Origin of the sequence: Bizionia myxarmorum, from assembly GCF_008086205.1 — a bacterium.
Lineage (GTDB): Bacteria > Bacteroidota > Bacteroidia > Flavobacteriales > Flavobacteriaceae > Algorimicrobium > Algorimicrobium myxarmorum.
This window is the reverse complement of record NZ_VSKK01000001.1, coordinates 1,157,231-1,181,179: the sequence shown is the minus strand read 5'-3', so window position 1 is coordinate 1,181,179 and position 23,949 is coordinate 1,157,231. Positions and strand designations below refer to the sequence as shown.

General features: G+C 32.8%; 19 protein-coding genes and 1 tRNA gene. 6 read left to right on the top strand and 14 right to left on the bottom strand.

The features are described from left to right. The first annotated feature begins 94 nt into the window (after nucleotides 1-94). Together ES674_RS05315 and ES674_RS05310 are read left to right on the top strand one after the other, a co-directional pair. Nucleotides 95-1,411: a hydroxymethylglutaryl-CoA reductase, degradative gene (locus ES674_RS05315; RefSeq protein WP_148402932.1), complete on the top strand. Its 1,317-nt coding sequence runs from the start codon at nucleotides 95-97 to the stop codon at nucleotides 1,409-1,411. Between the two features lie 40 nt (nucleotides 1,412-1,451). After that, nucleotides 1,452-2,354: a GYDIA family GHMP kinase gene (locus ES674_RS05310; RefSeq protein ID WP_148402931.1), complete on the top strand. Its 903-nt coding sequence runs from the start codon at nucleotides 1,452-1,454 to the stop codon at nucleotides 2,352-2,354. A gap of 60 nt (nucleotides 2,355-2,414) precedes the next feature. Here ES674_RS05310 and ES674_RS05305 read toward each other — a convergent pair whose 3' ends face one another. The 7 genes from ES674_RS05305 to ES674_RS05275 form a co-directional block, all read right to left on the bottom strand. Then, nucleotides 2,415-4,538, bottom strand: a complete 2,124-nt coding sequence (locus ES674_RS05305) for a peptidylprolyl isomerase (RefSeq protein WP_148402930.1) — start codon at nucleotides 4,536-4,538, stop codon at nucleotides 2,415-2,417. A gap of 99 nt (nucleotides 4,539-4,637) precedes the next feature. After that, a complete protein-coding gene (locus tag ES674_RS05300; RefSeq protein ID WP_148402929.1) occupies nucleotides 4,638-5,927 on the bottom strand; it encodes a hemolysin family protein in 1,290 nt (429 codons plus the stop codon). A gap of 3 nt (nucleotides 5,928-5,930) precedes the next feature. Then, the gene (locus ES674_RS05295) at nucleotides 5,931-6,122 is read right to left on the bottom strand and encodes a hypothetical protein (protein ID WP_148402928.1); all 192 of its coding nucleotides are present in this window, start codon (nucleotides 6,120-6,122) and stop codon (nucleotides 5,931-5,933) included. A 98-nt stretch (nucleotides 6,123-6,220) separates the two neighbouring features. Further along, nucleotides 6,221-6,778 (bottom strand): LPS export ABC transporter periplasmic protein LptC, encoded by a 558-nt coding sequence (lptC, locus tag ES674_RS05290; protein ID WP_148402927.1) that lies wholly within the window; start codon nucleotides 6,776-6,778, stop codon nucleotides 6,221-6,223. Continuing rightward, a complete protein-coding gene (locus tag ES674_RS05285) occupies nucleotides 6,778-8,160 on the bottom strand; it encodes a hypothetical protein (protein ID WP_148402926.1) in 1,383 nt (460 codons plus the stop codon). The genes lptC and ES674_RS05285 overlap by 1 nt, the downstream gene beginning before the upstream one ends. A gap of 19 nt (nucleotides 8,161-8,179) precedes the next feature. Next, nucleotides 8,180-9,493, bottom strand: a complete 1,314-nt coding sequence (locus ES674_RS05280) for a hypothetical protein (protein WP_148402925.1) — start codon at nucleotides 9,491-9,493, stop codon at nucleotides 8,180-8,182. After that, nucleotides 9,490-10,221, bottom strand: coding sequence for a type III pantothenate kinase (locus tag ES674_RS05275; protein ID WP_148402924.1), 732 nt, complete (start codon nucleotides 10,219-10,221; stop codon nucleotides 9,490-9,492). Before ES674_RS05275 ends, ES674_RS05280 begins: the two co-directional genes overlap by 4 nt. A 98-nt stretch (nucleotides 10,222-10,319) precedes the next feature. Between ES674_RS05275 and ES674_RS05270 the strand changes: the two genes are divergently transcribed. Then, a tRNA-Phe gene (locus ES674_RS05270) sits at nucleotides 10,320-10,395 on the top strand. A gap of 80 nt (nucleotides 10,396-10,475) precedes the next feature. Here ES674_RS05270 and ES674_RS05265 read toward each other — a convergent pair. Then, nucleotides 10,476-11,522, bottom strand: coding sequence for a hypothetical protein (locus tag ES674_RS05265; RefSeq protein WP_148402923.1), 1,047 nt, complete (start codon nucleotides 11,520-11,522; stop codon nucleotides 10,476-10,478). A 104-nt stretch (nucleotides 11,523-11,626) separates the two neighbouring features. Continuing rightward, the gene (locus ES674_RS05260) at nucleotides 11,627-13,684 is read right to left on the bottom strand and encodes an AAA family ATPase (RefSeq protein ID WP_148402922.1); all 2,058 of its coding nucleotides are present in this window, start codon (nucleotides 13,682-13,684) and stop codon (nucleotides 11,627-11,629) included. Nucleotides 13,685-13,835: 151 nt separating this feature from the next. Here ES674_RS05260 and ES674_RS05255 point away from each other — a divergent pair, with 151 nt between their 5' ends. Genes ES674_RS05255 through ES674_RS05245 form a run of 3 tightly spaced genes read left to right on the top strand, consistent with a single transcriptional unit; the run spans nucleotide 13,836 to nucleotide 17,217 of the window. Then, entirely contained in the window at nucleotides 13,836-14,747 is a 912-nt protein-coding gene (locus tag ES674_RS05255; RefSeq protein WP_148402921.1) for a helix-turn-helix transcriptional regulator, read from the top strand. Continuing rightward, the gene (locus tag ES674_RS05250; RefSeq protein WP_148402920.1) at nucleotides 14,747-16,726 is read left to right on the top strand and encodes a DUF2779 domain-containing protein; all 1,980 of its coding nucleotides are present in this window, start codon (nucleotides 14,747-14,749) and stop codon (nucleotides 16,724-16,726) included. Before ES674_RS05255 ends, ES674_RS05250 begins: the two co-directional genes overlap by 1 nt. Next, the gene (locus tag ES674_RS05245) at nucleotides 16,723-17,217 is read left to right on the top strand and encodes a YqiA/YcfP family alpha/beta fold hydrolase (RefSeq protein ID WP_148402919.1); all 495 of its coding nucleotides are present in this window, start codon (nucleotides 16,723-16,725) and stop codon (nucleotides 17,215-17,217) included. Before ES674_RS05250 ends, ES674_RS05245 begins: the two co-directional genes overlap by 4 nt. A gap of 205 nt (nucleotides 17,218-17,422) precedes the next feature. Here the strand turns inward: ES674_RS05245 and ES674_RS05240 are convergent, their stop codons facing one another. From ES674_RS05240 to ES674_RS05220, 5 genes are all read right to left on the bottom strand, one after another. Further along, a complete protein-coding gene (locus ES674_RS05240; protein WP_148402918.1) occupies nucleotides 17,423-17,647 on the bottom strand; it encodes a hypothetical protein in 225 nt (74 codons plus the stop codon). Between the two features lie 42 nt (nucleotides 17,648-17,689). Beyond that, the gene (locus ES674_RS05235; protein WP_148402917.1) at nucleotides 17,690-19,426 is read right to left on the bottom strand and encodes a hypothetical protein; all 1,737 of its coding nucleotides are present in this window, start codon (nucleotides 19,424-19,426) and stop codon (nucleotides 17,690-17,692) included. Between the two features lie 6 nt (nucleotides 19,427-19,432). Then, nucleotides 19,433-19,828: a hypothetical protein gene (locus ES674_RS05230; RefSeq protein ID WP_148402916.1), complete on the bottom strand. Its 396-nt coding sequence runs from the start codon at nucleotides 19,826-19,828 to the stop codon at nucleotides 19,433-19,435. Between the two features lie 312 nt (nucleotides 19,829-20,140). Further along, nucleotides 20,141-20,854, bottom strand: coding sequence for a M48 family metallopeptidase (locus ES674_RS05225; protein WP_148402915.1), 714 nt, complete (start codon nucleotides 20,852-20,854; stop codon nucleotides 20,141-20,143). Further along, entirely contained in the window at nucleotides 20,854-23,949 is a 3,096-nt protein-coding gene (locus tag ES674_RS05220; RefSeq protein WP_148402914.1) for a type I restriction endonuclease subunit R, read from the bottom strand. The genes ES674_RS05225 and ES674_RS05220 overlap by 1 nt, the downstream gene beginning before the upstream one ends.

Genomic DNA, 23,949 nt, shown 5'->3' with positions numbered 1-23,949 from the left:
AATAAGGTAAAAACCGTATTTATTAACACTTAAATACCCATTGTTTACAGAACTCATACATTAATAGTATCTTTACATTTTCAACAAAACCCGAATGAATACATCTATATCAGGCTTTTCAAAATTATCGAAATCAGAGAAAATCGATTGGATTGTGACGACTTATTTCACCAACCAAGAAGACGCCAAAAACACCTTAAAACAATATTGGAATTCAGACAGCAAGTTGCAACAGCTTCATGATGAATTTATTGAAAACACCATTACCAATTATTATTTACCATTTGGTGTAGCTCCTAATTTTCTAATTAATGGAAAACTGCATACCATTCCCATGGCTATTGAAGAAAGTTCTGTAGTTGCAGCCGCCAGTAAAGCGGCTAAATTTTGGTTGGATCGCGGCGGTTTTAAAGCCGAAGTTTTATCGACTACCAAAATTGGTCAGGTACATTTTATGTTTCATGGTAATGCCGAAACATTAAAGCAATTTTTTGATACAGTAAAACCAAAATTATTTGCAGATGCCAAATCCATTACAGAAAACATGGAAAAACGCGGCGGCGGTATTCTAGATATTGAACTGCGTAATAAAACAAAAGATTTAGATGGATATTACCAATTACACGCCACTTTTGAAACGTTGGATGCCATGGGCGCCAATTTTATCAACTCGTGTTTGGAGCAATTTGCAACGACTTTTAAGCGAGAAGCGATGCTTTTTGAAAATTTCTCCGAAGCCGAAAAACAGATAGAAATTGTAATGAGCATTTTATCTAATTATGTTCCAAATTGTATCGTTCGCGCGGAAGTTTCTTGTCCTGTCAAAGAATTATCCGATTCTAAAAATATAGATCCCGAGGCCTTTGCTCAAAAATTTGTGCAAGCCGTAAATATTGCCGAAATAGAACCTTTTCGCGCCGTGACTCATAATAAAGGTATCATGAATGGTATTGATGCTGTTGTTTTAGCTACAGGTAATGATTTTCGTGCTGTAGAAGCTGGCGTTCATGCCTATGCTTCTCGAGATGGCCAATATCGCAGTTTAACGCATGCCAAAGTAGAAAACGGACTATTTACCTTTTGGATGGAAATTCCTTTAGCGTTGGGAACCGTTGGCGGTTTAACAGGATTGCATCCTTTAGTGAAATTTGCTATGGAATTATTACACAATCCATCTGCTAAAGAATTGATGGAAATAGTTGCCGTTGCTGGATTAGCACAAAACTTTGCAGCGCTACGTTCATTGACTACAACGGGCATTCAAGAAGGTCATATGAAAATGCATTTAATGAATATTTTAAATCAATTTAATGCCACAGACAAAGAAAAGATAGCTATAATCCATCATTTTAAAACGCATGTGGTAACCCATAGAGCGGTTGTGGAAGCTATTGAAGCCATTCGTCAATAAAAAAAAATTAAATATCACTTCAGAAAATACGCATCTAAACATGGAAAGCTTTTATAGCAATGGTAAATTACTGCTCACAGGAGAATATGTGGTTTTGGATGGCGCCAAAGCTTTGGCTGTACCCACTAAATACGGGCAATTTTTAGATGTAAAAGCAACAGACTCCAAAAGCATTCTTTGGAAAAGCACGGGTGAAAAAGGTTCCATTTGGTTTGAAGACACTTTTACCATTTCTGAAGGCACTATAATTAGCGCGTTGCAAAACAATCCTATTTCCGAACGTTTAATTCAAATTCTGGAAACTGCGAAACACTTAAATCCAGAATTTTTAAATTCCGGTTATGACATAGAAAGTCGCTTAACATTTCCTAAAGATTGGGGTTTGGGTTCTTCTTCTACGCTTTTAAACAATATTGCCGATTGGGCAAAAATAGATCCGTATCAGTTATTAGACAAAACATTTGGTGGCAGCGGTTATGATATGGCTTGTGCAAAACACAATACGGCTATTACCTATCAGTTAATAAATGAAAAGCGACATATCCAGCCTATTCATTTTAATCCTGTTTTTAAAGACAATCTCTATTTTGTTTATTTAAATCAAAAGCAGAATAGCCGAGATGGGATTGCGAGTTATAGAAAAACGTCCAAAACAAATACGCTAGCGCTTTCAGAAATTAGTGAAATAACAGAGCAAATTATTATTTGCAAGGAATTATCAGATTTCAATTCGTTAATTATCCAGCATGAGTCTATTATTTCAAAACTCATTAATCAGCCAACTGTCAAATCCCGTTTGTTTCCCGATTTTAATGGAGAACTAAAAAGCCTTGGCGCTTGGGGTGGTGATTTTATATTAGCGTCTTCTTCAGAAAATCCAACAGCTTATTTTAAAGCTAAAGGATTTCATACTATTTTACGATACCAAGATTTAATTCTATAAAATAAAAAAGGCCTTACACATTGGTAAAGCCTTTCTAAAATAATTTAAGTACTAACTAAATTATTGAACAGTATTTGCGCGGTTATCTTCAATTTTAGCAACCTCTTTTAAGGCTGGATACAAATTAGTATTTACGGCACTAGCTTTAGTTGACTGCACTTGATTTGCGACACCTTGGTAGTTATCTAATTCTGCAGCAGGCGTAACCTTTTCTACAAGAATCATATAAACTCCTTTTTCTCCTTCAATTAATTTTGAGGTTTGACCTTCTTTCATTCCAAAAGCATAACCAACCACTTTTGGTTCGTTTCCTGCACCTGAAATAGTCGGGTTTTTCATATTAATTGCTAATGCAGAACGCACTGATGTATTTTCAGCAGAAGCAACAGCTTCTAATGTTGTAGCAGAAATTCTACTCTTAATTTGTTCTGCTTTCTTTTGTTTACGAATTGCTGGCAAAGCTGTTACTGATGCATCTTCTGATTTCATCATTCCTGCTTTATTTTTAGACGTTAACTGTACAATAGCATAACCGCCTGGTACATTAAAACGCTTATAATCGCCTATATCCGTTCCACTTTCAAAAGCCCAACGCGTAATAGCACGTTGATTTCCTAAACCTGGGATATTTTCATCTAATACTTTAATGGTATTTACTGGACGTGTTTCAAGATCTTTCTCTTTCGCTAATGCAATAAAATCTTTTTTCTCTAAACCTATTTCAAAGTTAGAAGCATCTCTAAACACATTATTTACTGTTTGTTCAGATGGCTCTACTTTTCTAGCTATAGTTCCAATTTTAATAGCACGTTGCTTATTTTTCTGACCTAAAATTTCTATAACATGGAAACCGAAATCAGATTTCACAACACCTACAGTACCTTCATCATTTGTAAAAGCGAAATCTCTAAATTCAGGAACCATAGCATCGTATGTAAACCAATCTAAAACACCTTCTTTTTCATTACTTACTTTATCTGATGAGAAATCTAATAAAGAAACAAACTTCTTCTTGTCTGCTTTAACAACGCTCATTATACTATCTGCTGTTTTTTTAGCTTCATCTTCCGTTTGCGTTGTAGTTTCAGATTGTGAACGTGAACCCACAAAAGGAATTAAAATATGTCTTGCTTTAACCGAGTCTGGTAATTGCGCTACTGCAACAACCTTTGTTAACTTAATAAAACCGTTATCCTTGTATGGACCGTAAACATCACCAACGTTTAAGTTGAAAATGTCTTCTGCAACGGCTTCTGGTAAAGCTGTTTTTTTAATAAAACGATCGTCAAATTTAATGTCAGAGTTTGCTACAAAATTAATATAGTTCACATGGTCTTTAACTTTAGAAAACGCTTGAATGGTATCAGTTCTGCCATTTACAAATTCCGCTTGATCTGTTTTAAACTTGATAATGTCCTTTTCCATTTCCGCTTCATCTTCTACAGATGCTTCTTCTTTGAATTGCACGTATTGTAAGTCTCTAGATTCTTCAACTTCGTATTGTTTCTTATGTTTTTTCATATAAGATTCAATTTCCGATTTTGAAACTGTAATAGTACTATCAGGAATTGAAGCATATGCAATTTGCACAAATTTAATATCCACATTATCACCTTCTAGTTTATGCTCTAACTTCCCTTCTGCAATTGTTCCAATCATTCCCGCTTTAACCATGTTAAAGTAATTTTGCTGCAACGCGTTTACAGCAATAGAATTTTCGTAATCAATCCATTGTTGGTAAGCAATGGCTGAAGTTGCTTTAAGGTTAGCAATGTATTCCGTTAATTTATTATCGTCAAAAAGACCAGCTTCGTTTTGGAAATCTGGATTAGTGGCTAAATTAGTACGTAAAATATCACGCATTTGCTCTCTTTCAACCGTAATACCTAATTTTTCGAATTCCGTTTCTAAAACAGCATTTCGAACCTCTTGTTCCCAAACGCGGTTCATTATTTGTGTTGAAGTAGCTTGACCTCCCATTTGGCGGGTTGCATTTTCTACTTTTTGCATAAAGTCTACACGTGTAATGTCTTTACCATTAATAGTAGCAACTACGTTTTGAGATTTTGCTGAAAGCGCATCACTGTTTCTAAATAAATCTGATAATACAAAAGCAAATAATGCTAATGCAATAATTAAGATTAAGAAAAGTGAGCGTTGTCTAATTTTATTTAAAACTGCCATCTGTCATTTAAATTTTTTACGATATAGTGCGCGAAAATACCATTTTCTATTTAATAATAAAAGTAGAAATTGGCATAAATTATTTTAATTATCAGGAAACTAGTCTTGCTCTAGAATTTTGAGTTTAACTAAATCGATTTTTGTGGTAGAAACTTCTAAAATATTAAACTGAAAGTCCTCGGTTATAACAATTTCACCTTTCTCGGGAATACCTTCTGTAAAGTCCACAATTAAGCCACCGAGCGTTTCATAATTTTCACTTTCTGGCAAATTTAACTTGTAAGTTTCATTGAGGTAATCCACTTCCAAACGGGCAGAAAATAAGTAATTTTCATCATCAATTTTTTCTTCGGTTAAGACAACGGTATCGTGTTCGTCTTCTATTTCACCAAAGAGTTCTTCAACAATATCTTCTACAGTCATTATTCCAGCCGTACCACCGTACTCATCTAAAACCACAGCAATACTCTTGCGTTTCTTAATTAAAGCGCTTAAAACATCTTTAATTAGCATGGTTTCTGGCACAAATTCAACAGGTCTTATAATGGATTTAAGCGTTGCCGGTTTTTTAAAGAGTTCAAAGGAATGCACATAACCCAATATTTCATCAATGTTTTCTTTGTAAACCAATATTTTAGAAATACCTGTTTCAGTGAATCTAAGGTTAATGGCTTTTAAAGATTTACTTACGTCAATAGCAATTATCTCGGTTCTTGGTACCATAACTTCACGGGCTTTCACTTCTGAAAACTCCAAAGCATTTTGAAATATTTGAATTTCAGTATCTACATCATCGTGCGGTTCTGATGATTCCATTTGCTCACTGATATAATGACCCAATTCAATTTTTGTAAAGGCTAGCTGCACTTGATCGCCTTCTGTTTTAAAGAATTTTTTTAGAACGAAATCGGTTATCCAAATAATGAAATCGCTAACCCACGAAAATAAAAGGTAAAAGAAATAGGCTGGCAAAGCCAATATTTTCAGCAGTGAATTGGCATAAATTTGAAAGAATACTTTGGGCAGAAATTCGGCTGTGATTAAGATTATCAGTGTAGATATCACTGTTTGTGTGAACAAACTAAAATCTATCAACAGATAATTTACAATACCAATAGAGGACGGCAGCATGGATTTAAACCACGCCACAAGCAAATCGCCCATAAAAAAACCATAAACTACCAGAGCAATATTATTACCAATAAGCATGGTAGCAATAAACTTGGAAGGTTTGGCGGTTAGTTTGGATAATATTTTAGCCAATAAGCCACTTTGCTTTTTTTCAATTTCAATGTGAATTTTATTAGAAGACACGTAGGCAATTTCCATACCTGAAAAGAAAGCGGAAAGGATTAAGGATGTAATTATGATAATAACATCTGGATTCATAGGCTATTTCCGATCTCTGTCTTCGAAACGTGTATTAAATTTCTTCCTAAAGAAAAACATAAAGATAGCGGTAGCCGCTAATAATAAGGATAAGTAATCTATTATTTCGGCGTCTATATATTTTTGAACTGCCACATAAATAAATAGTGCGGCAAAAAATAAATAGGCATACTGAAAAAACTTAAAGATTTTCATCTTGATAATTTTGAGTTGAAATTAAAAACAAAGGTAAATAAAAAAACCTCATGCCTTTACAATTCATGAGGTTTCCATTCTTTAATTTTATACTGATGTTATTCATCAATTAATATAACACCTTCTTTTGATTCCGTAAGTTGAACTTCCGTGAATTTAACATTGGAATCAAATATATTACCTTTTAAAATATTCCCCTTGGATTTAAATGTAATAGGTTGATTGGTAAACAGCCATTCTCTATTTTGATCATAATACAATTGTTCGGCATATAAGGTATCTTTTTTAGAAGAAGCCAAAACCACATTTCCCTGCATATCAATTAAGCCTGTTTTATCGTAAATAATGGCATAATCGGCAGTAATGGTGCTTTTTTGGTTGTCATCATCAAATAAATCTAGCTCTACATGATTTGGAAATTCAGAAAACGGAAAATCTCTATTTGAGAAATCTAACATTTTTGGACTTCGTAAATTGGCCGTAACCCGACCTGAATCTGTATATTTCAAATTCATGTTTTCGGCAACACCAATAGGCGCATTTTCCGAAACACCAATTTTTTTAACGTTGTCAAAATTGTTTTTACAAGAAAAAACCATAGTCAAAGCAACTGCTATGACTATGGTTTTGTATATATGATTTTTTAAAACAATCATTAGATTGTAGGTACGGTAACAGATTTACCAATCCAACATCCAATATTAATAGTTTTTCCAGACATTCCAGATTGGAAAATCTCTGATTTCTGTGGCGCATTTGCCCTGTAACTAGCAGCAGATTGTGCAGCGGCACTTTTCATTGTTGGATCTACACGACCAGCTTTTTCAGCTTCGTCTGCAGCTAACCAGAATACCGCACGCTTGTTAAAGTTGCTATCTCCACAGTCATTTGCACTTGAGCTATACATTGCTGCAATACGTAAGTGTGGACGACCGTTTGATGGGTTTAATTGTAAAGACTTCATGTAATAAGTACGCGCATTTCCATAACGACCTTTTCCTCTTAACTTATCACCAATTTTTTCGTTTAATCTAGCCTTCTTGAATTTATCAGTTTCTAAACTAACAGCTTGCTCATAGAAAGACAATGCTTCGTTTACCTTACCTTCTTTATCTTTTAAGATTGCTAAATAGTAAGCTGAATTTGCCGATGGGCTAATTTCATGATAAGCGTTTACTAATTTAAAGAATAACGGATCATCAGTACATTCTTTTTCAGACATTTTACCAGCAGCACGTTGTAACCAAACCGCATTTGTTTTGTTGTCTTCAAAGCCTTTTTGGTATAATGGAATTAAGTTTTCACAGTTTGCGCGATCTCCTAATTTTTTATCTACACCAGTTGCAACTTGATCATAAGCATTTAAATAACTTTCATATGATCTTTGGTAACTAGCTTCTTTACTAGTTAAATCTGTTCCAGCTTCAACTTTTTCAATAAGAACATTTAATTTTTCTGAATAGTTACCTACTTCTGTTTGAATTTTTTCAGCAACATCATCATACTTATTAAATAAGTCAGCATCTGATTTACTACCCGCATCATATAAATCTACCATTAATGAAAAGTAGGTATATAATGATTTAGGATTGGTAAAGTTCTCCTTATCTGAAGTAAATACCGCATCAAAACAGTTGTACAACTCCAAATCTGAAAGACCTAAAGCCTCTTTATTGTCATATTGTAACTGACACGCTTTAGTTTGGTATTCACCAACTGGCGAATCACTAGCAAAATGAACCTGACGCTCTTCATACAACTTGGCTAAATCCTTAATAAAGTTTACTTTATCAGCACCTGTTGCGTTACTAATTTTATAATCTAATATATCAGACCCTTGGCTATAAATAGCCTTATGTAATTTTGGACAGTTAGTTCTAACATACATCCAAGGTTCATAAGCGGCGTCAAAATTTTTCGCTTTAGCATATTCAGAGAAAATGGAGAGCTTGGTCATGCATTCCTCATCTTGTTGCGCATTTACAGCTTGAAAGCCTAAAAATAGCATCACGGCTAATAATGTGATTTTCGTTTTCATAGTTTTTGTAATAAAGGTGTTAATCATATCTTTTCTTTTGGAACCATCTATCATTTAAGGATAAACTCAAACTAAAATTTAAAAAGTTCTCTTGTATTAAATTGTTATTAGTAGTTCCACGCTTTCCGTATTCTATACCTAGGTTGGCATTCGAGAAGAAATCAGCTCCTACTGGTAGTCCTACTCCAAAAGATATGCCAAACTCATCAATAGAGGTGTTATTGATATTCAAACCAGACGACTCATAACGCAGTCCAGCCCTGTAAACAACTCGTTTATAGTAACTTGAAAATGAATTATATTTTGGAATAAAAAATCCACCTAATGCAATAGTTGAACTGTTGGAATAGTCCACACCGGCATCACCATATAACTCATTTTTAAAATCTTTAGTGTTTTGGAAGGTGTATTCAGCACCCACAAACCAAATTCTTGGTTGTCCAATACCAGCACCAAAAGAATATTTAGCTGGTAAAATAAAATCAGTTTCATCCAAACCTGACGCTGCTAAATCCGCATCAATTGTATCAACTAATAATTCTTGTCCTGTTTCTGGATTGAAAATTATAGAACTAAAAGCGCGCTTGTTTTTAGATTTCAAGCTTGTTTCAGGCGTATAGGTAAAGCCAGATTTCAATTCTAAATTATCTGTAATCATGGTTTGATAGGTTAAACCAAAATTTAAACTAACACCCGTTAAATCAGAACGGTTTGTTTCTCGTGATTGATATTGTAATAATGTATTATCATTCGTATCATAATCAAAAACAATTGTGTTGTTTAGAATATTTCCGAAGTTATAATTCAAATCTACACCAACACTGAAATTTTTATTAATATAATATCCAGCAGATAAATAGGTTCTGTTAACGCCACCTTCGCCACGAAAACGCTCATTTAAACTCATGTCATTATTTCGAGTTTCCAATTTATAGCCAACAGATGTATATGGAATTAATCCAATACCAACTCCTAACCTTCCAAGTGGCAAAGCCATGGATATATAATCGAAGGTTGACGATTTTAAATTGTCTTCTCCAGAATCACTTTTAAGTTTTAATCGGGAGTGAGATCCAGCTACTGAAAACGTAACCGGTCTGTTTTCATTACCATAAACCGCTAAATTAGCACTACCATAAGAGGCAGGATTTCGTAGATTTAGGTGAATACTATCGGTGTAAATACTTAAACCTCCCATACTGCGATTTTCCACAGTACCTTTGAATTTCAAGCTTCCAATTCCATAAAAAGAATAGGGTGATGCTGTACCTTCTTGCGCATAACTTTTAATTGCAAATACAGCAATAAAAACTACTACCAGTTTTTTAATCATTCGTTTGAATTATATTGTAAAATGTGGTTTAAACCTTCTAATAAGAAATTAGAATGGGCAAATATGCTACTTTTTAATTGTTTAGACAAAAAATTAGCGTCTCCTCCTGTTAAAATAACTGTTAAATTTGAATATTTATTTTGATAGGTTTCTATCACCCCATCAATTTCAAACAAAATACCATTAACAATTCCCGAGTGAATAGCGGATTTTGTGGTATCTCCAGTTATAGTTTCAGGCATCTCTTTAGTAAGTAACGGTAAATTAGCTGTTAAATTATTTAAAGCCGTATATCGAAGTCTTAAGCCTGGCGAAATAGCGCCGCCTAAATAATGGTTGGCCTCTGAAAGAAAATCATAAGTAACACAGGTTCCCACATCAATTATTAAGATATTTTGAGTTGGAAAGTTTTTAACGGCTGCACTTACTAAGGCAATCCGATCCACGCCCAAAGTTTGAGGCGTTTTATAATTGTTAATAAATGGCAAGGATGTTTCGCCATTTAAGATTAGCACATTTAAGCTTTTTTGAACCAATTGCAACTGCTTATTGTTAAGTAAACCGACCGAAGACAGGATGCCTTTATCTATTTTAGGATACTTTTTTAGAAGTATTTCAAAATTAATTTCGAAATCGTCTAAAACACTTTGGACCTTATCAATCAACTCATCGTTCTGAAAGACAGCTAATTTGGCTAGCGTATTACCAACATCTATTATTAAATTCATCGTTTATTTTAAAGTTGTAAAACTACAAAACGATTTTTTATAAAAATTCTTTTGGTGAATAATAAAAACACGCTATATTTGCAACCGCATTTAGCGCTGGTGCCTTAGCTCAGTTGGTAGAGCAAAGGACTGAAAATCCTTGTGTCCCTGGTTCGATTCCTGGAGGCACCACCAGAAAACCCCATAAACGTAATGTTTATGGGGTTTTTCTTTTTTAAGGGGACAACATTAGGGACAACATGCTTATATTATTATTAAATATTCCATTCAATTAATAATTCTGGTTGATCAATAAAATTTTGATAAAAGTCCTTTCTAAATGCAATCGTTGGCGTTGCTATATTATGGTTTTGATTTAATTCTCGCCAATTCTGATATATTAAATTCCTTCCCATACTCCTACTTGCCTGTCCAGAAGGACTTGGTCCTGTAATAATTATTAATTCTTTGTGGAAATTTTCAAACTCAACCAAATTTATCATAACTTTATTTATAGTTGAGATTCTCAATTTAGAATACGCCTTAAATCTATAGGAGGTGTTTAAATATTCCGCGCTTTCTTGATTTATGACAATCCAATTATTATCGTTCATCAAATTTACTTCGAGTTTAAATTCCAACTTTTGTAGAATTTTCAAAAACAAATTGTAAGACCCCACTATACTTTCTCTTAAATCTCCAGCAATATGAACTCCATGATTATTTGGTACTATCCCTAATTCTTGATTACTGAAAACCGTTGAAGTATTGAAATTAAGATATACAGCATTTTCATTGGTTAAAATATGACAAATTAGTTTATAATTTGGAACGATATTATGCAACGATTGGTCTTTCGTGTCATAAGCAGTCCTTTTTACTGAATAAATTATATCAGAATAATTTATTTCTTTTTCATTCAATTTATCTATAATTAATTGTCGTTGATTAAATCTTTGGTCATTATCGGCAATCATTGGACCAATTTGATCAAGTTCATGCTCATCAAAAAAAACTTTCCACATAACACAATCATTTCCGTGATAAAATGGAATCTTCGGCTTTACGAGCACTGTACCTAATTCATTTGGTATATTCAATTGATCTCGCATATAACCAATTGGGGGAAACGTACCGATTATATACTTATTATAGCTCTGCAATTCAAACATATCCAAATAAGGATGTATTTCAACTGGAGTTTCTTCTGGAAAATTGAAATTATTATTAATTAAACTCTCTCTAAAATCTTCATTATTTGCTTCGATATTGGCCAAATAATATTCTTCGTTAATATTATTATTTAACTTTCTTAAAATCATTGATGTAGCGTTAGAATTAAACGATTGACATTAAATATATAATAAACCTCACAATTAAAACAATTGACTTGTATTAAAACGTAGTTTTTAAGCAATGTAAAAAGTTAATCAATATTATTATTTCGGTTCAAACAAATATTTTCAAAGCCAACATAAGTTTCATTTTGAAAATCGGAAATAGTATTCTTCAAATGCCAGCGGTAGAAAACATGGTCATTATTTTCCAAAAATTCCACTTCCGAAATCTTATGATTTTGAATCATCTGCTTCAAGTTGTCCTTTTCAATAAAACTATGATCACTTAAATAATCAGACATGGTTAATAACAAATTCATCTCACGTTCTATCGTTTCTTTTGCAAGCGAATAACCCTTTTTTATAGTTTCTTGAATTTCTAATTCCACAGCTTTAACATCATGAATGGCAAGGGCATCAGTTGCATCCAAATTATAATAAATTGGCAAAGCACCAAGACCTTCTGTTTTATACATGCGACTTAAAAATTTGGTAGCAGATTGAATATCATTACTGCTTCCTGTGGTCATATTTTCTTCTCCAAACACCAGTTCTTCAGCAACAAATCCACCCAAATACATGGCGACGCGCTTCACAATCTCCTGCTTTGCAACATATTTCCAAGGAAACTTACTATATACAAATCCGTTGGCATCTGTTTCGGTGGTAACGGAGTATACATGATCAGGAATGACCCTTAAAAGCAAAGCTGAAATCAGCGCATGTCCACTTTCATGAACAGCTGTTATAGCTTGCATATCATCTTTTTTAGAAACACGGATGTCCTCCAGTGGCGTTTCTATATAAACCGCTTTTTCATGAACCTCGTCATTTTCATCACTATAAAAACAAATGAGCTGCTTTTCAGCAACAACAAAACGTAATCGATTCACTTGTAGATTATGTATCAATATCTCTGAAAAGTATACAGGTAAATTAGTTTTTATTAAATAATTAATAGTTGTTAATAAAGGTCTCACGCCTTGGGTGGGAAAAACACCTTCTTTATAAATTAGTTGTCTAACCGAGCCTTCAAATTCAAGTTCTAAATCCAAATCTTCACGCGTTTGTTTCTTTACGTTCTCCAATTCATGTTGAATAATATTTTGATACGCTTTTTTGTTTAAAGCTGGATAGATTATATGAATGTTACCCAGTCGAGCAATTTGTTCATTTCTAAAGCGTTCCGTTAGCGCACGTTTTATTTGTGGAACCGTAATTTTTATCGATGCTTCATAAAAAGTATCTGCATCAATATCAGCACTTAAATTAGCACTCATACTATATGCCTCATCCAAATTACCAATAATAAAAATGAGGGCTTTTGAGAAGTTTTTAACTTGTGGCCTACTTGCTATACGTATAACATCTATCAAAAAGTTAACAGATTCTTCACCATTCAAAGTAAATAAATAAGCTTTGAGCTCACTTTCAAGAGTGAAATTATAATGTGCTCCAGCATATTCCATAATCTTATCGTAATTACCGTTATCTATAAAGTGTTTCTCTGCTTTGCTGCTGGGCACAGAAAACGCATCGTCTTCATTAAATTCAGCGGAATATTGGGTCCAACCTTTAACAACCAGTCCATTTTTAACAGCTACACCATTTTCAATAAAATATTTAAGTTTTTTTACATAAGCACTCAACCTACTTAACCCATGATACCAATTAAAATAATCTATTTTACCCGAATCAATAAGCTCCCAGACTTTTCGATTGGCATCGCTATCCACCTCTGTCCGCATAGGACCTTTTAACGTGCGACAATGCTGAAATTCATCTAACACAATTATTATTGGCTCGTTTTCATCTTTTTCGCACACGTCATTAATATTATCTTTAAAAGAATTACTTCCGTTTTTATCGCCTAAATCAAATTTAAAAAGTCGGTCTTGGTAAGACAGTAACTCTGCTAAACGTGTTATCAAAGATGTCTTGCCGACACCAGTTAAGCCCCAAAGATTAACAACTAATGGTCTATTTTGATACCCATTTAGCACATACCAGGAACGGGTGTTGTTTATTAGCTCATCAATTGCTTTATCGATACCAAAAAACTCGGATTTTAAAGTGGTTCTGGTAATTTCAAGCTGGGCTTGTTTGCTTAAAAATGATTCTTTCAATGTCAATAATTTCACACTCATAACTATGGGTTTTTAAGATTATAACACAAAACAACAAAAGCACATCGCCAAACTATGTCGAACTAAAAAAGAATCCCTATATTCCTGTCTGCCAAAAGGCAAATATAACATCGTCATGTTTTGACGGTTTCACTTATTAAATTCGTATTATATGTCTAAATACCATATATCAAGACGCTTACAATTCGTAATTCAATTTATAAATGATGAAAAACACGCTTCCAAAGAACGGATTTTAGAGTTTTTAACGGAAAAGGATTTTACAGTATCACCAAGAACATTAGAACGTGATTTTGAGAAAATAAAATCTGATTTCGGAATCGAATTGACTTATGATAAACAGCATAACGGATATTATATTGATAAAGAGAAAAGTGTGAAAGTAGAATCGTTTTTTAAATTTTTGGAATTGGTAACACTCACCGAAGTGTTCTCGGACGGCTTAAAAGGCAGTCAAAAGATATTAGATTATGTGTCCTTTGACGATTCCAGTAATTTAAAAGGCTTAGACAATTTGGAAACGATATTGTTGGCAATTAAACAAGAACGTGATTTAGAGTTTACACATTATAATTTTCATCGAAACAGTCATAATGCCAAAATCATAACCCCAATAATACTGAAAGAGTATATTAACAGATGGTATGTGATTGGCGTTCCAGAAGGAGAAAAAGAAATTAGAACCTTTGGTATTGAACGCATTTCAAATATCAAATTAGGTAAAACGTCGAAATTGGATAAAGCCCCATTTTTAAAACAAACCAAACGCTTTTACAATGTTGTTGGTTTAAATTATAGTCAAGACAAACCAGAACAGGTCGTTTTAAAAATAACCGATAGACATAAAAAGTATTTAGAAAGTTTGCCTTTGCATCATTCTCAAACCATCACAGCATGCAACGAAAATGGGTACTGGCACGCAAATTATTACCTCATTCCAAATTATGAATTTACTATTGAAATATTAAAAATGAGTATTGAATCGGAAGTCTTGGCTCCTAAATCATTCAGAAATATAATTAAACAACACTTGAAAGATATAAGTAATAAATACAACAACTAATGAGCAAACCAAAGCCAAGACACCTAACCAAGTCCCGTTTTAAGTTGGCACTTGATTGCCCAACCAAATTGTTTTACACCAGAAAAGAAGCGTATGAAAACCAAAGTGAAACGGATTCATTTTTACAAGGTTTAGCACAAGGCGGATTCCAAGTAGAAGAATTGGCACGCATGTATTATCCTGATGGTATTGCCATTTTAGGAGACGATTGGAATTATGATCTACTCGCTCAAAAAACAGCAGCGTTATTAGAACAAGAGAATGTAACCATATTTGAAGCAGCCTTTCTACACGATGGCTTATTTATAAGGGTCGATATTTTAGAAAAGAAAGGTAACAACATCAACCTAATTGAGGTTAAAGCCAAATCTATGCGAAGTGCGAATCATCAATCCTTTTTTAATGGAAATGGCTCGTTAGGCGGCGGATGGACAACATTCCTATATGACATTGCTTTTCAAAAATTTGTAATCCAAAAATGCCATCCAAATTGGCAAATAACGTCATTTTTAAAATTAGTAGATAAAGATGCCACTACTACTGTGGATGGGTTAAATCAATTTTTTAAGGTCGCAACTTCATCAGATAATCGTACTGGAATTATTAAAAAAGAAGGTATTTCCATTTCAGATTTAGGTGAATCCATTCTTACCAATATTTCAGTCAATGAAGAAGTTAATTACATTCTAAGTGAAAACCCTGTCGACGAGACAAAGTCCTTTTCAGAATTAGTTAATTATTATTTAGAGAACTATATTAACGATACAAAACTAAAGACTGCTATTGGTGGACATTGCAAAGGCTGTGAGTATTATTTAGAACATATAACTCCTGAAACCAAAAGTGGCTTCCACGAATGTTGGCAAGAACAATTAAAGCTGTCACATGAAGCCATAAATCAACCGAAAAGCTATGATGTCTGGTTTAATCCCGCAAAAAACGCATTGGATGATGGTCGATATTTCATGAAACAACTCACAGAAAACGATTTTAATATCAAAATAGATGCTGACAAGTTGAGCCGAAGTGAGCGTCAATGGCTACAAATAGAAAAGGAAATAAATCAAGACACAACACCTTATGTTGATTTAGTAAATTTAAGAAACGAATTAGCAAGTTGGAAATACCCGCTTAATTTTATCGACTTTGAAACAACAGCAGTCGCTATTCCATTTTTAAAGAATTTACGTCCTTATGAGCAATTAGCATTTCAGTTTTCACATCATATTGTTTATGAAGATGGACGATTAGAGCATCACCATGAATATCTAAATACAGAAATTGGTGTTTTTCCTAACTTCCATTTTATCCGAGCTTTAAAAGAATCTCTATCGGTAAATGACGGCAGTATTTTACGTTATCACAATCATGAAAACACCATCGTGAATGTTATTTATAATCAGCTTCAAAATTCAAATGAAGAAGATAAAACCGACCTCATGGACTTCATTCAATCTATAAGTCACAGTACAAATAGCAGTTCAGCAAATTGGACTGGAGATAGAGATATGATTGATTTACAACGAACGGTCGTTAATTATTATTACGATCCTATAACAGTAGGCTCCAATTCCATTAAAGCCATTCTTCCAGCGGTTTTACATTCAAGTACTTTTCTTCAAGAAAAGTATAAAAAGCCTATTGGTGATATAAATCTAACCAGCAAGAATTTTAATAATACACATGTGTTCATTCAGATGGAAAACGGTATGGTAGTCAGCCCATATAAAAACTTACCCCCTATTTTTGAAGGATTTGATTATGATACGCTGGAAGCAGCAGCAGAACACGCTTCTCAAAGCGTGCCTGAAATAGCAGATGGTGGCGCTGCCCTATTTGCCTATGGCAAGTTGCAATTCCTAGAGATGCCAATAGAAGAACGAGACGCAATTCATCAAGGACTATTACGCTACTGCGAATTGGACACCTTGGCTATGGTTATGATTTATGAATATTTTAAAGACATTACAAACCAATGAACATTTTATACATACACGGATTAAACGGGACTCTAAGCCCAGAAAAAAGAGAGATATTAGAACAATATGGAGAAGTAGATGCACCATTCATAGATTATGAAGTGATACCAGATTCTATAACCAAGTTAAGCGCTTCTTATCATAATCGCAAAATAGACGTCTTAATAGGCAGCAGCATGGGTGGTTTTGCTGGATATTATGTGTCTAATGTATTGCAATGTCCTGCCCTACTTTTAAATCCTGCTTTAGCAGAACGTTCAGTCTATCAAAATGTACCAAATATCCAATATAAAAAAAGTCCCTTTAAACAAATTGTTTTAGGAACACAGGACGACGTGGTAAAACCGAAAGGAACACTTAATTTCTTGGCAAATACTTTAGACAAGCATCCAAACTACCAAGTAAACGTTTATAATGATTTAGCGCATAGGATTCCTTTAGATGTTTTTCAGAAGGAAGTGGAGATGTTTTTCAAGCAGTTGTGTTATTAATTAATTATATTTCAAATAACAAAGAAGAATTAACCAAAACAAACATTAGGTGACTCCGAAATTAATAACTTATTTAAATACTATTTTTTAAAGTTTTAATAAACTATTATTTGAAGAACATATTTAAAAACATGAAAACGCATATAACGTTTTCAATTATGTTAAAGGAGAGCTCAAATCCAAAAAGCTTTTTACAACTGATTAATCAATCAATTAGTCTTATTTCACAAGTACAAGCCTCTCCGTCTGGAAGGGAATATAATACGGCAATATGGCTAAACTGTTGTCTTATCAATTCAATAGTTTCAGCAGTGGGCATTTTATCTGGTTCTAAATGGATTATAGATTCTGTTAGTAATTGAGAAGGTTTAATTACAACCCCTTCTTCTACTTTTGATGCTGTTCTACATTTTATTTCTATACGACTCATAATAATTTTCTATTTATCTCTTATATAAATATATTTCAAATATCATTTTAATCCAATAAAATCAATAAATAGTTTCAGCACCCCCTTTTCTTTATCCATTATATAAACTGGAATTGCTTTTTCTTTTACTTTTTTTCTAATAAAGTTATCAAAATTTAAAAACTGTGCGTAAGCATCGTTCATTAATTGCGGAGAAGAATTGTCAGCATATGCTTGAAGGAAATTATCAAGCCTAAAGTCCTTATCCCTTAAACTTTGCTGTAAATTTTCAAGTTCATTAATATGAATAACAGTAACTTTATTTATTCTCCATTTAATACTATCTCTGCTTATCCCTTCTTTATTTAATAACTCTTCAAATTTTTTATCAAAATTATAAGAAGCGACACCTGATGAAACTATTGGTTCATTAATTACTAATACAGGGTAAATAAACAGTTTGTTTTTAGGTATTTCAGGGTCAATGATATTTATGTATTTATCAAACTCTCTCAAAGATGTTTCGACAAGTTGATACAACCCAAAACGTCTGTAAAACTCCTCCTTATCAATATTATCATAGTCCTTTAAAGAATATACTTCTTTATAAACAATTTGGGGTAAATATGTACGTTTAGCTTGTCCAATAATAAGTTGTCTTTTCCTTCTTATATAAAAATCAGCATATTCTTTACCACTTATGAGTAATTCATTAGTAGTTTTCAAGAGAACATCTCTTTGTGTTTCAAAAGAATATTTTAATATAAATTCGATATGCTCTTCAAAAAACAATCCTACATACCCTCCCCAAGCCTCTAAATTCAAGCCATTATTTTTTAATTGGTCAAAATAAAAATCCCAAAAAAACAAATCATAACATTTCTCTGCAAAAAAAACATTGTCCATCAATATGTAAATATTATGGTCTTCACCTTCATTACAATAAAATGGTGCTTTCTTTATTTCAAGAAATTCAAACTTCTTTATTCCCGTATTCGATTTTCCTTGACCTCTTACACTAAACTGATTGAGCCTTAAAATTGCATCCTTATCGTTATGGGGAATGTAAAAAACTTGTAATTGTTGAGGAAGAGACCCTTTGGACAAAAAAAAGTTACCAATAACACTTATGAACTCCTCTGGTGATTTGACTTTGAAATTAGAAACAAAATCATTAAGCTCTTTAGGATATGATTTGCCAATATATTTAAAAAGATGAACAGCTCTTTGAAATAAATTTAAAGGGTTTTGAATATAGTAATATTGATTGTGTGGGATCTCTTTAAACATGAATACTTCAAAAAATTTATTCCCTAAATTTTTTGAATTTATTTCATTACGATAATTATCATTATAGCTTAAAAGCTCCGCATTACATAGAATCAAAAACTTAAAAATATTTTCGGTATCAACTGAAGTAAATTTATATTTTGAAACATCTTCATGTATAATTTCTTTGGAAAATATTATTTCGTTTAATCCATACAAACAAGAAACTCTTGTAAACAAAGTTACAGAACCATTTTCCTTTTTGTAAGTATCCACAAATTTTCTGCAATGTATATCAGAATATTGCCTATTAGATTCATTTTGATTGACAAGAAATATTATCTCTATAAGTTTAATTTGGTTTTTCCAAGAATTATCAAAATCGACACTTATTGGGTTCTTTATATTATGATTAACTCCCGATATTGTAGCAATTAATTCTACTCTAGGTATATTCTTAACTAAATCAAATTTATTAACAGGAGGAGCAGCAGCAAAAAAATCAGAATATTTAAGTATTCTTCCAATCATATTTATCTAATTTACGTCCATTGCATGTAAAGCAATAAATTCAAAAAGGAATCTACCGTCATAATTTAAACGATGGATCGTCATAGCAAATGTACCTCCATTATTGTGAATGATTCCTGAATGGTATGTAATCAAATAATTAAATAGTAAATCTAATTGTACTATATTCAATGTTCTACCACCTATAAAGGGGGTCAAGAAATTAACCCATTCCTCCTTTGTTTTTTTGTTCCAATTAGCAGATGATTGTTGTTGATTATTATGTAAATTAGATACAATTGCCTTAAAAACAGTTTCATTCACACCAGAGTCAAATATTTCTCTTAAAGATATTATTCTCATCCTTAATTCTTCCTCGTTTTTAATATCAAGATTCAATTCAATTGGATAATTTCTAAACATGATTTGATTTTTTATTTTGATTACACTCAACTATTAGCCTCTGATTTTAAGCACTCAAAATGTTAATTTACTTAATATCACTTTAAATTAAATATTTTGTGACATTATTAATTGAATAGCCTAATAAAATTTTCATGTAATAGGCAAATTATTCAACTTCCATTTATACGTTTTACAGTTTGTAATAAACCTGTCTAAAAAGAGCCTAAAATTATGATTGTGTTCCATAGAATACATTAATTACGGAACATTAACATATTCTATACAATGCTTTTAATTTTTTAATTATTTTTTAACTTTTATGATTAACAATTAATACTTCCAATCCACATGCCTAAAAGGCAAGTTATTTAATTCTTCTCTATACAGTCGCCATTTAGGCATAAATTCGTTCATATAGCTTACAAAAATTTCGCTATGACTGCGTTCTAACAAGTGTACAAGTTCGTGTACTATAATAAATTCGATACATTTTAAAGGCTTTTTAGCTAATTCTAAATTAAGCCAAATGCGTTTTGCTTCGGTGTTACAAGTTCCCCATTTAGTTCGCATTTTCTTTATGCTAAACTCATTAGATTGAACACCTATCACTATTTCCCATTTGCTTATGAGCTTTGGAAGCATAGATTTTAATTCAGAACGATACCATTCATCAATAACCTCTTTTCTTTTTTCCAACGACGTATTTGGTTTTATATAAAGCTCAATTGTTTCATGTTTCAAAATTACTTTTGGTGACTGATCGTGTTCTATAACTTGCAACAAATAACGTTTCCCTAAAAAATAGTGGCTTTCTTTAGTCAAGTATTCGCGAGGTGTTTCACGCTCCTGATTTTTAAAGGTTTCTTGCTGTTTTTTTATCCACTTTAATTTATTTAAGGCAAACACACGAATCGTATCCATATCCATTCTATTGGGTGCTGCAATGCGAACAGCTCCATCTGGTGGGTAGACACTTAAATGAATATTTTTAATATCCTTCTTTTCTACTTCAACTTTTATACTTCCTAATTCTATATGCTCCATTAGTACTCTTTCTGTTCTCTTACAATATTGAAAATATATTCCACTTTGTTTTCTAACCCAAAAGGTGCTGGTGGCTCCTGTGCGATATCAATTCCTGTTTCAACTTCATATGTAGCAAGCTGCTTATAAATTTCCGCTTTAATCTCTCGCTCTTTTGGTAAATTACCTCGCCAACCGTCTCGCTTAACGTTTCTAACCGCATTATCAAGTTGCATAGCTAACGCTTCATTTTTATCCAAATTGTTATACAAAGCTCTTTGTGCCATGGTGACCAATGCGTCAGGCGTTTCTTCTCCTTTGCCTTCATTTACCTTTTTTGCCAATTCAGCAATCTTCTTCAAATACTCTGCATAACTGATAGCATTTGCCTTTCGTTCTTTAATTATTTCCGCTAAAAGCTTCGACATTTCATCAAAAAATGCGGGATCAATTAAATGATCCTTAATAATTTTTTTTCGAACATTATTTTCAATTGTTTCGGCAATGGCTCCTTGATTATATTTGATACCATCTGGCATGGAGTTTATCGCATCTGCAATTCCAGTCTTTACTATAATATCTAATAATGACATATCTGCAAAAGGAGAGATTGTTTCAGGCTCATCAGCTTGAATATACGTGTCAATCAAATGGCGCATATCTGCTTCATAGGTCTTTAAGTCTAATACTTCTCCACTTGCTTGTCTAATTTCTTCACGCAATTTTAAGTAATAGTCTAACTCTTTTTTTATGCTAATAACGTCTCCTTCAGTATAACCAGCTCCTTCCATGTCGTCTGCTATATTTGCATAAGCACGGATTAATGAAACCGTTTTTTTATACAAAGCATTACGTTGTGTTTCCCTCGCTTTTAACTCCTCTTCAATCTCGGTATTACCACAGAAATAACGAATATAATCCATCGTGCCTTTTGGGTGAGCAACAGGTTCACATAAAATATGTAATTCTTCTAATGCATCATCTAAACGTTCTTTCCCCATTTTCATTCGATCTTGAAGCATAACGTCTATATCTTTAGCCTCAAATTCATCATAGTCTAAATCTGCTGTGTAAACCGCTACGGCATTTTCTACTTTTGTAAATAAATCCATATAATCTACAATGTATCCAAATTGTTTGTCTTCGGTATCCAATCGATTTACTCGACATATTGCTTGAAACAAACCATGATCCTGCATGCTTTTATCAATATATAGGTAGGAACAACTTGGTGCGTCAAAACCAGTTAATAATTTTGACACAACAATTAAGAGTTTCATGTTAGCAGGTTCATTACAAAATTTCGCCTTCGCCCAATCTTCGTATTGTTCTGTGGATTTATCGCCCAATAGATCGGTGTATAAATTATACATAAACTCTTTTTCAGTGTCTGTGCTCGCTCCGGTATCTTCGGTAGTAATATCACTGGTTTGTGGGCTATATGAGGTAATAATTGCAAATTTGTTTCTTAATTCGGAATTAGTACGCTTAAACAACTCATAATATTTACAGGCTTCGTAAATAGATCTTGCCACCAAAATGGCATTTCCCCTTTCTGAACTTAAACGGCTTTTAGTACTAAAATCTAAAATAATATCGGCTACCACCTTCTCCATACGAGAACGGCTGCTTAATACTTTTTGCATAGTTCCCCATTTCTTTTTCAATTCTGATTTCTGAAAATCATTTAGACCTCTTGTTTTAGCATCAAACCATTCGTCTATTCTTTTTTGAGAGGTCAAATGTTGGTCAATATCTCGTGCTTCGTAAACTAAATCTAAAATAACTCCATCTTCAACACCCTCATTAAACTTATAGGTATGTATATACTTACCGAATATTTCTAAACTGGTTTGTTTATCTTTTTTAAGTAAAGGTGTCCCTGTAAAACCAATAAAAACTGCATTAGGTAGCATGGCTTTCATAGTACGATGTAAACGACCACCTTGTGTTCTGTGGCATTCATCTACAAACACAAATAATTCACCTACCGTTTGTGATGGCTGACTTTCTAATTCTTTAATGAACTGATTAAAATTGCCTGTATCTTTTTTGCCGAACTTATGTACTAAAGAGCATAATAACCTTGGTGTTGGATTGCTTAATTTCTGCATTAAGTCTTTTCCGCTTTTTGTGCGGTAAATTTTCTCATCGGCATCTTTAAAAACGCTCTCAATTTGTTTATCCAGCTCGTCTCTATCAGTTAATATAGCCACTCTTGAATTCGGATTATTTTCTAAAACCCATTTTGCCAGATACACCATTACAATACTTTTACCACTTCCCTGTGTGTGCCATATAATACCTCCTTCATAACGGTTTATATATTTTTGAGCTTCTTTAACACCAAAATATTGATGTACTCTTGGTAATTTTTTGACACCACCATCAAACACAATAAAGTCATAGATAATTTCTAAAAAGCGTTTTTTATCACACATTTTTAGAAGGTATTTATCTAACAGAATCCTACTGTTGTCTGTTATATCCTCTTTCCATTTTAGATAGTATTTTTCGGGCGTTTTAATTGCTCCATAGCGGAAACCCTCTGTATCATTACCTGCAAATAAATATTGAACAGTAGCAAAGAAAGGTTCAATAAATCGGTCTTGTTGATTGGTAATATTTTGGCGAATACCATCATTTAATGTTATGGTACTTCTCTTTAACTCTAATATGCCTAAAGCAATACCATTTACATAAATAACAATATCTGGTCTCTTGGTTTTATTTCCTTTTATGGTGACTTCCTCTGCAATAGCGAAGTCATTTTTATCCCAATTTTTCCAATCTATAAAATGAACTTTCTCTGTATTTTTACCAACTTCCGTTTTTATATCCGCTCCATAGCGTAATAACTCATATACATTTTTATTGGTTGTATATAGACTATCGCTAAAATTATTAGCAGTATTTTTTAGCTCGTAAATGGCTTTAGATATTTGTAAATTATTATATCCTTTTCGTTTTAAATAAGCTGTGAGTAATGCTTCTTCAATATTACTATTGCTTTCGCGTTCTTCCCAATTACCTAAATAGGTGTAGCCTAATTCTTCTCGGAATAATTTAACTACTCTGTTTTGTGTAATACGCTCTATACTACCTACTTTTGTCAT

Bases quoted from the DNA above. Each gene is read 5' to 3' on its own strand.
- ES674_RS05315 (WP_148402932.1), top strand. From the start codon at position 95: ATGAATACATCTATATCAGGCTTTTCAAAATTATCGAAATCAGAGAAA.
- ES674_RS05310 (WP_148402931.1), top strand. From the start codon at position 1,452: ATGGAAAGCTTTTATAGCAATGGTAAATTACTGCTCACAGGAGAATAT.
- ES674_RS05305 (WP_148402930.1), bottom strand. From the start codon at position 4,538: ATGGCAGTTTTAAATAAAATTAGACAACGCTCACTTTTCTTAATCTTA.
- ES674_RS05300 (WP_148402929.1), bottom strand. From the start codon at position 5,927: ATGAATCCAGATGTTATTATCATAATTACATCCTTAATCCTTTCCGCT.
- ES674_RS05295 (WP_148402928.1), bottom strand. From the start codon at position 6,122: ATGAAAATCTTTAAGTTTTTTCAGTATGCCTATTTATTTTTTGCCGCA.
- lptC (WP_148402927.1), bottom strand. From the start codon at position 6,778: ATGATTGTTTTAAAAAATCATATATACAAAACCATAGTCATAGCAGTT.
- ES674_RS05285 (WP_148402926.1), bottom strand. From the start codon at position 8,160: ATGAAAACGAAAATCACATTATTAGCCGTGATGCTATTTTTAGGCTTT.
- ES674_RS05280 (WP_148402925.1), bottom strand. From the start codon at position 9,493: ATGATTAAAAAACTGGTAGTAGTTTTTATTGCTGTATTTGCAATTAAA.
- ES674_RS05275 (WP_148402924.1), bottom strand. From the start codon at position 10,221: ATGAATTTAATAATAGATGTTGGTAATACGCTAGCCAAATTAGCTGTC.
- ES674_RS05265 (WP_148402923.1), bottom strand. From the start codon at position 11,522: ATGATTTTAAGAAAGTTAAATAATAATATTAACGAAGAATATTATTTG.
- ES674_RS05260 (WP_148402922.1), bottom strand. From the start codon at position 13,684: ATGAGTGTGAAATTATTGACATTGAAAGAATCATTTTTAAGCAAACAA.
- ES674_RS05255 (WP_148402921.1), top strand. From the start codon at position 13,836: ATGTCTAAATACCATATATCAAGACGCTTACAATTCGTAATTCAATTT.
- ES674_RS05250 (WP_148402920.1), top strand. From the start codon at position 14,747: ATGAGCAAACCAAAGCCAAGACACCTAACCAAGTCCCGTTTTAAGTTG.
- ES674_RS05245 (WP_148402919.1), top strand. From the start codon at position 16,723: ATGAACATTTTATACATACACGGATTAAACGGGACTCTAAGCCCAGAA.
- ES674_RS05240 (WP_148402918.1), bottom strand. From the start codon at position 17,647: ATGAGTCGTATAGAAATAAAATGTAGAACAGCATCAAAAGTAGAAGAA.
- ES674_RS05235 (WP_148402917.1), bottom strand. From the start codon at position 19,426: ATGATTGGAAGAATACTTAAATATTCTGATTTTTTTGCTGCTGCTCCT.
- ES674_RS05230 (WP_148402916.1), bottom strand. From the start codon at position 19,828: ATGTTTAGAAATTATCCAATTGAATTGAATCTTGATATTAAAAACGAG.
- ES674_RS05225 (WP_148402915.1), bottom strand. From the start codon at position 20,854: ATGGAGCATATAGAATTAGGAAGTATAAAAGTTGAAGTAGAAAAGAAG.
- ES674_RS05220 (WP_148402914.1), bottom strand. From the start codon at position 23,949: ATGACAAAAGTAGGTAGTATAGAGCGTATTACACAAAACAGAGTAGTT.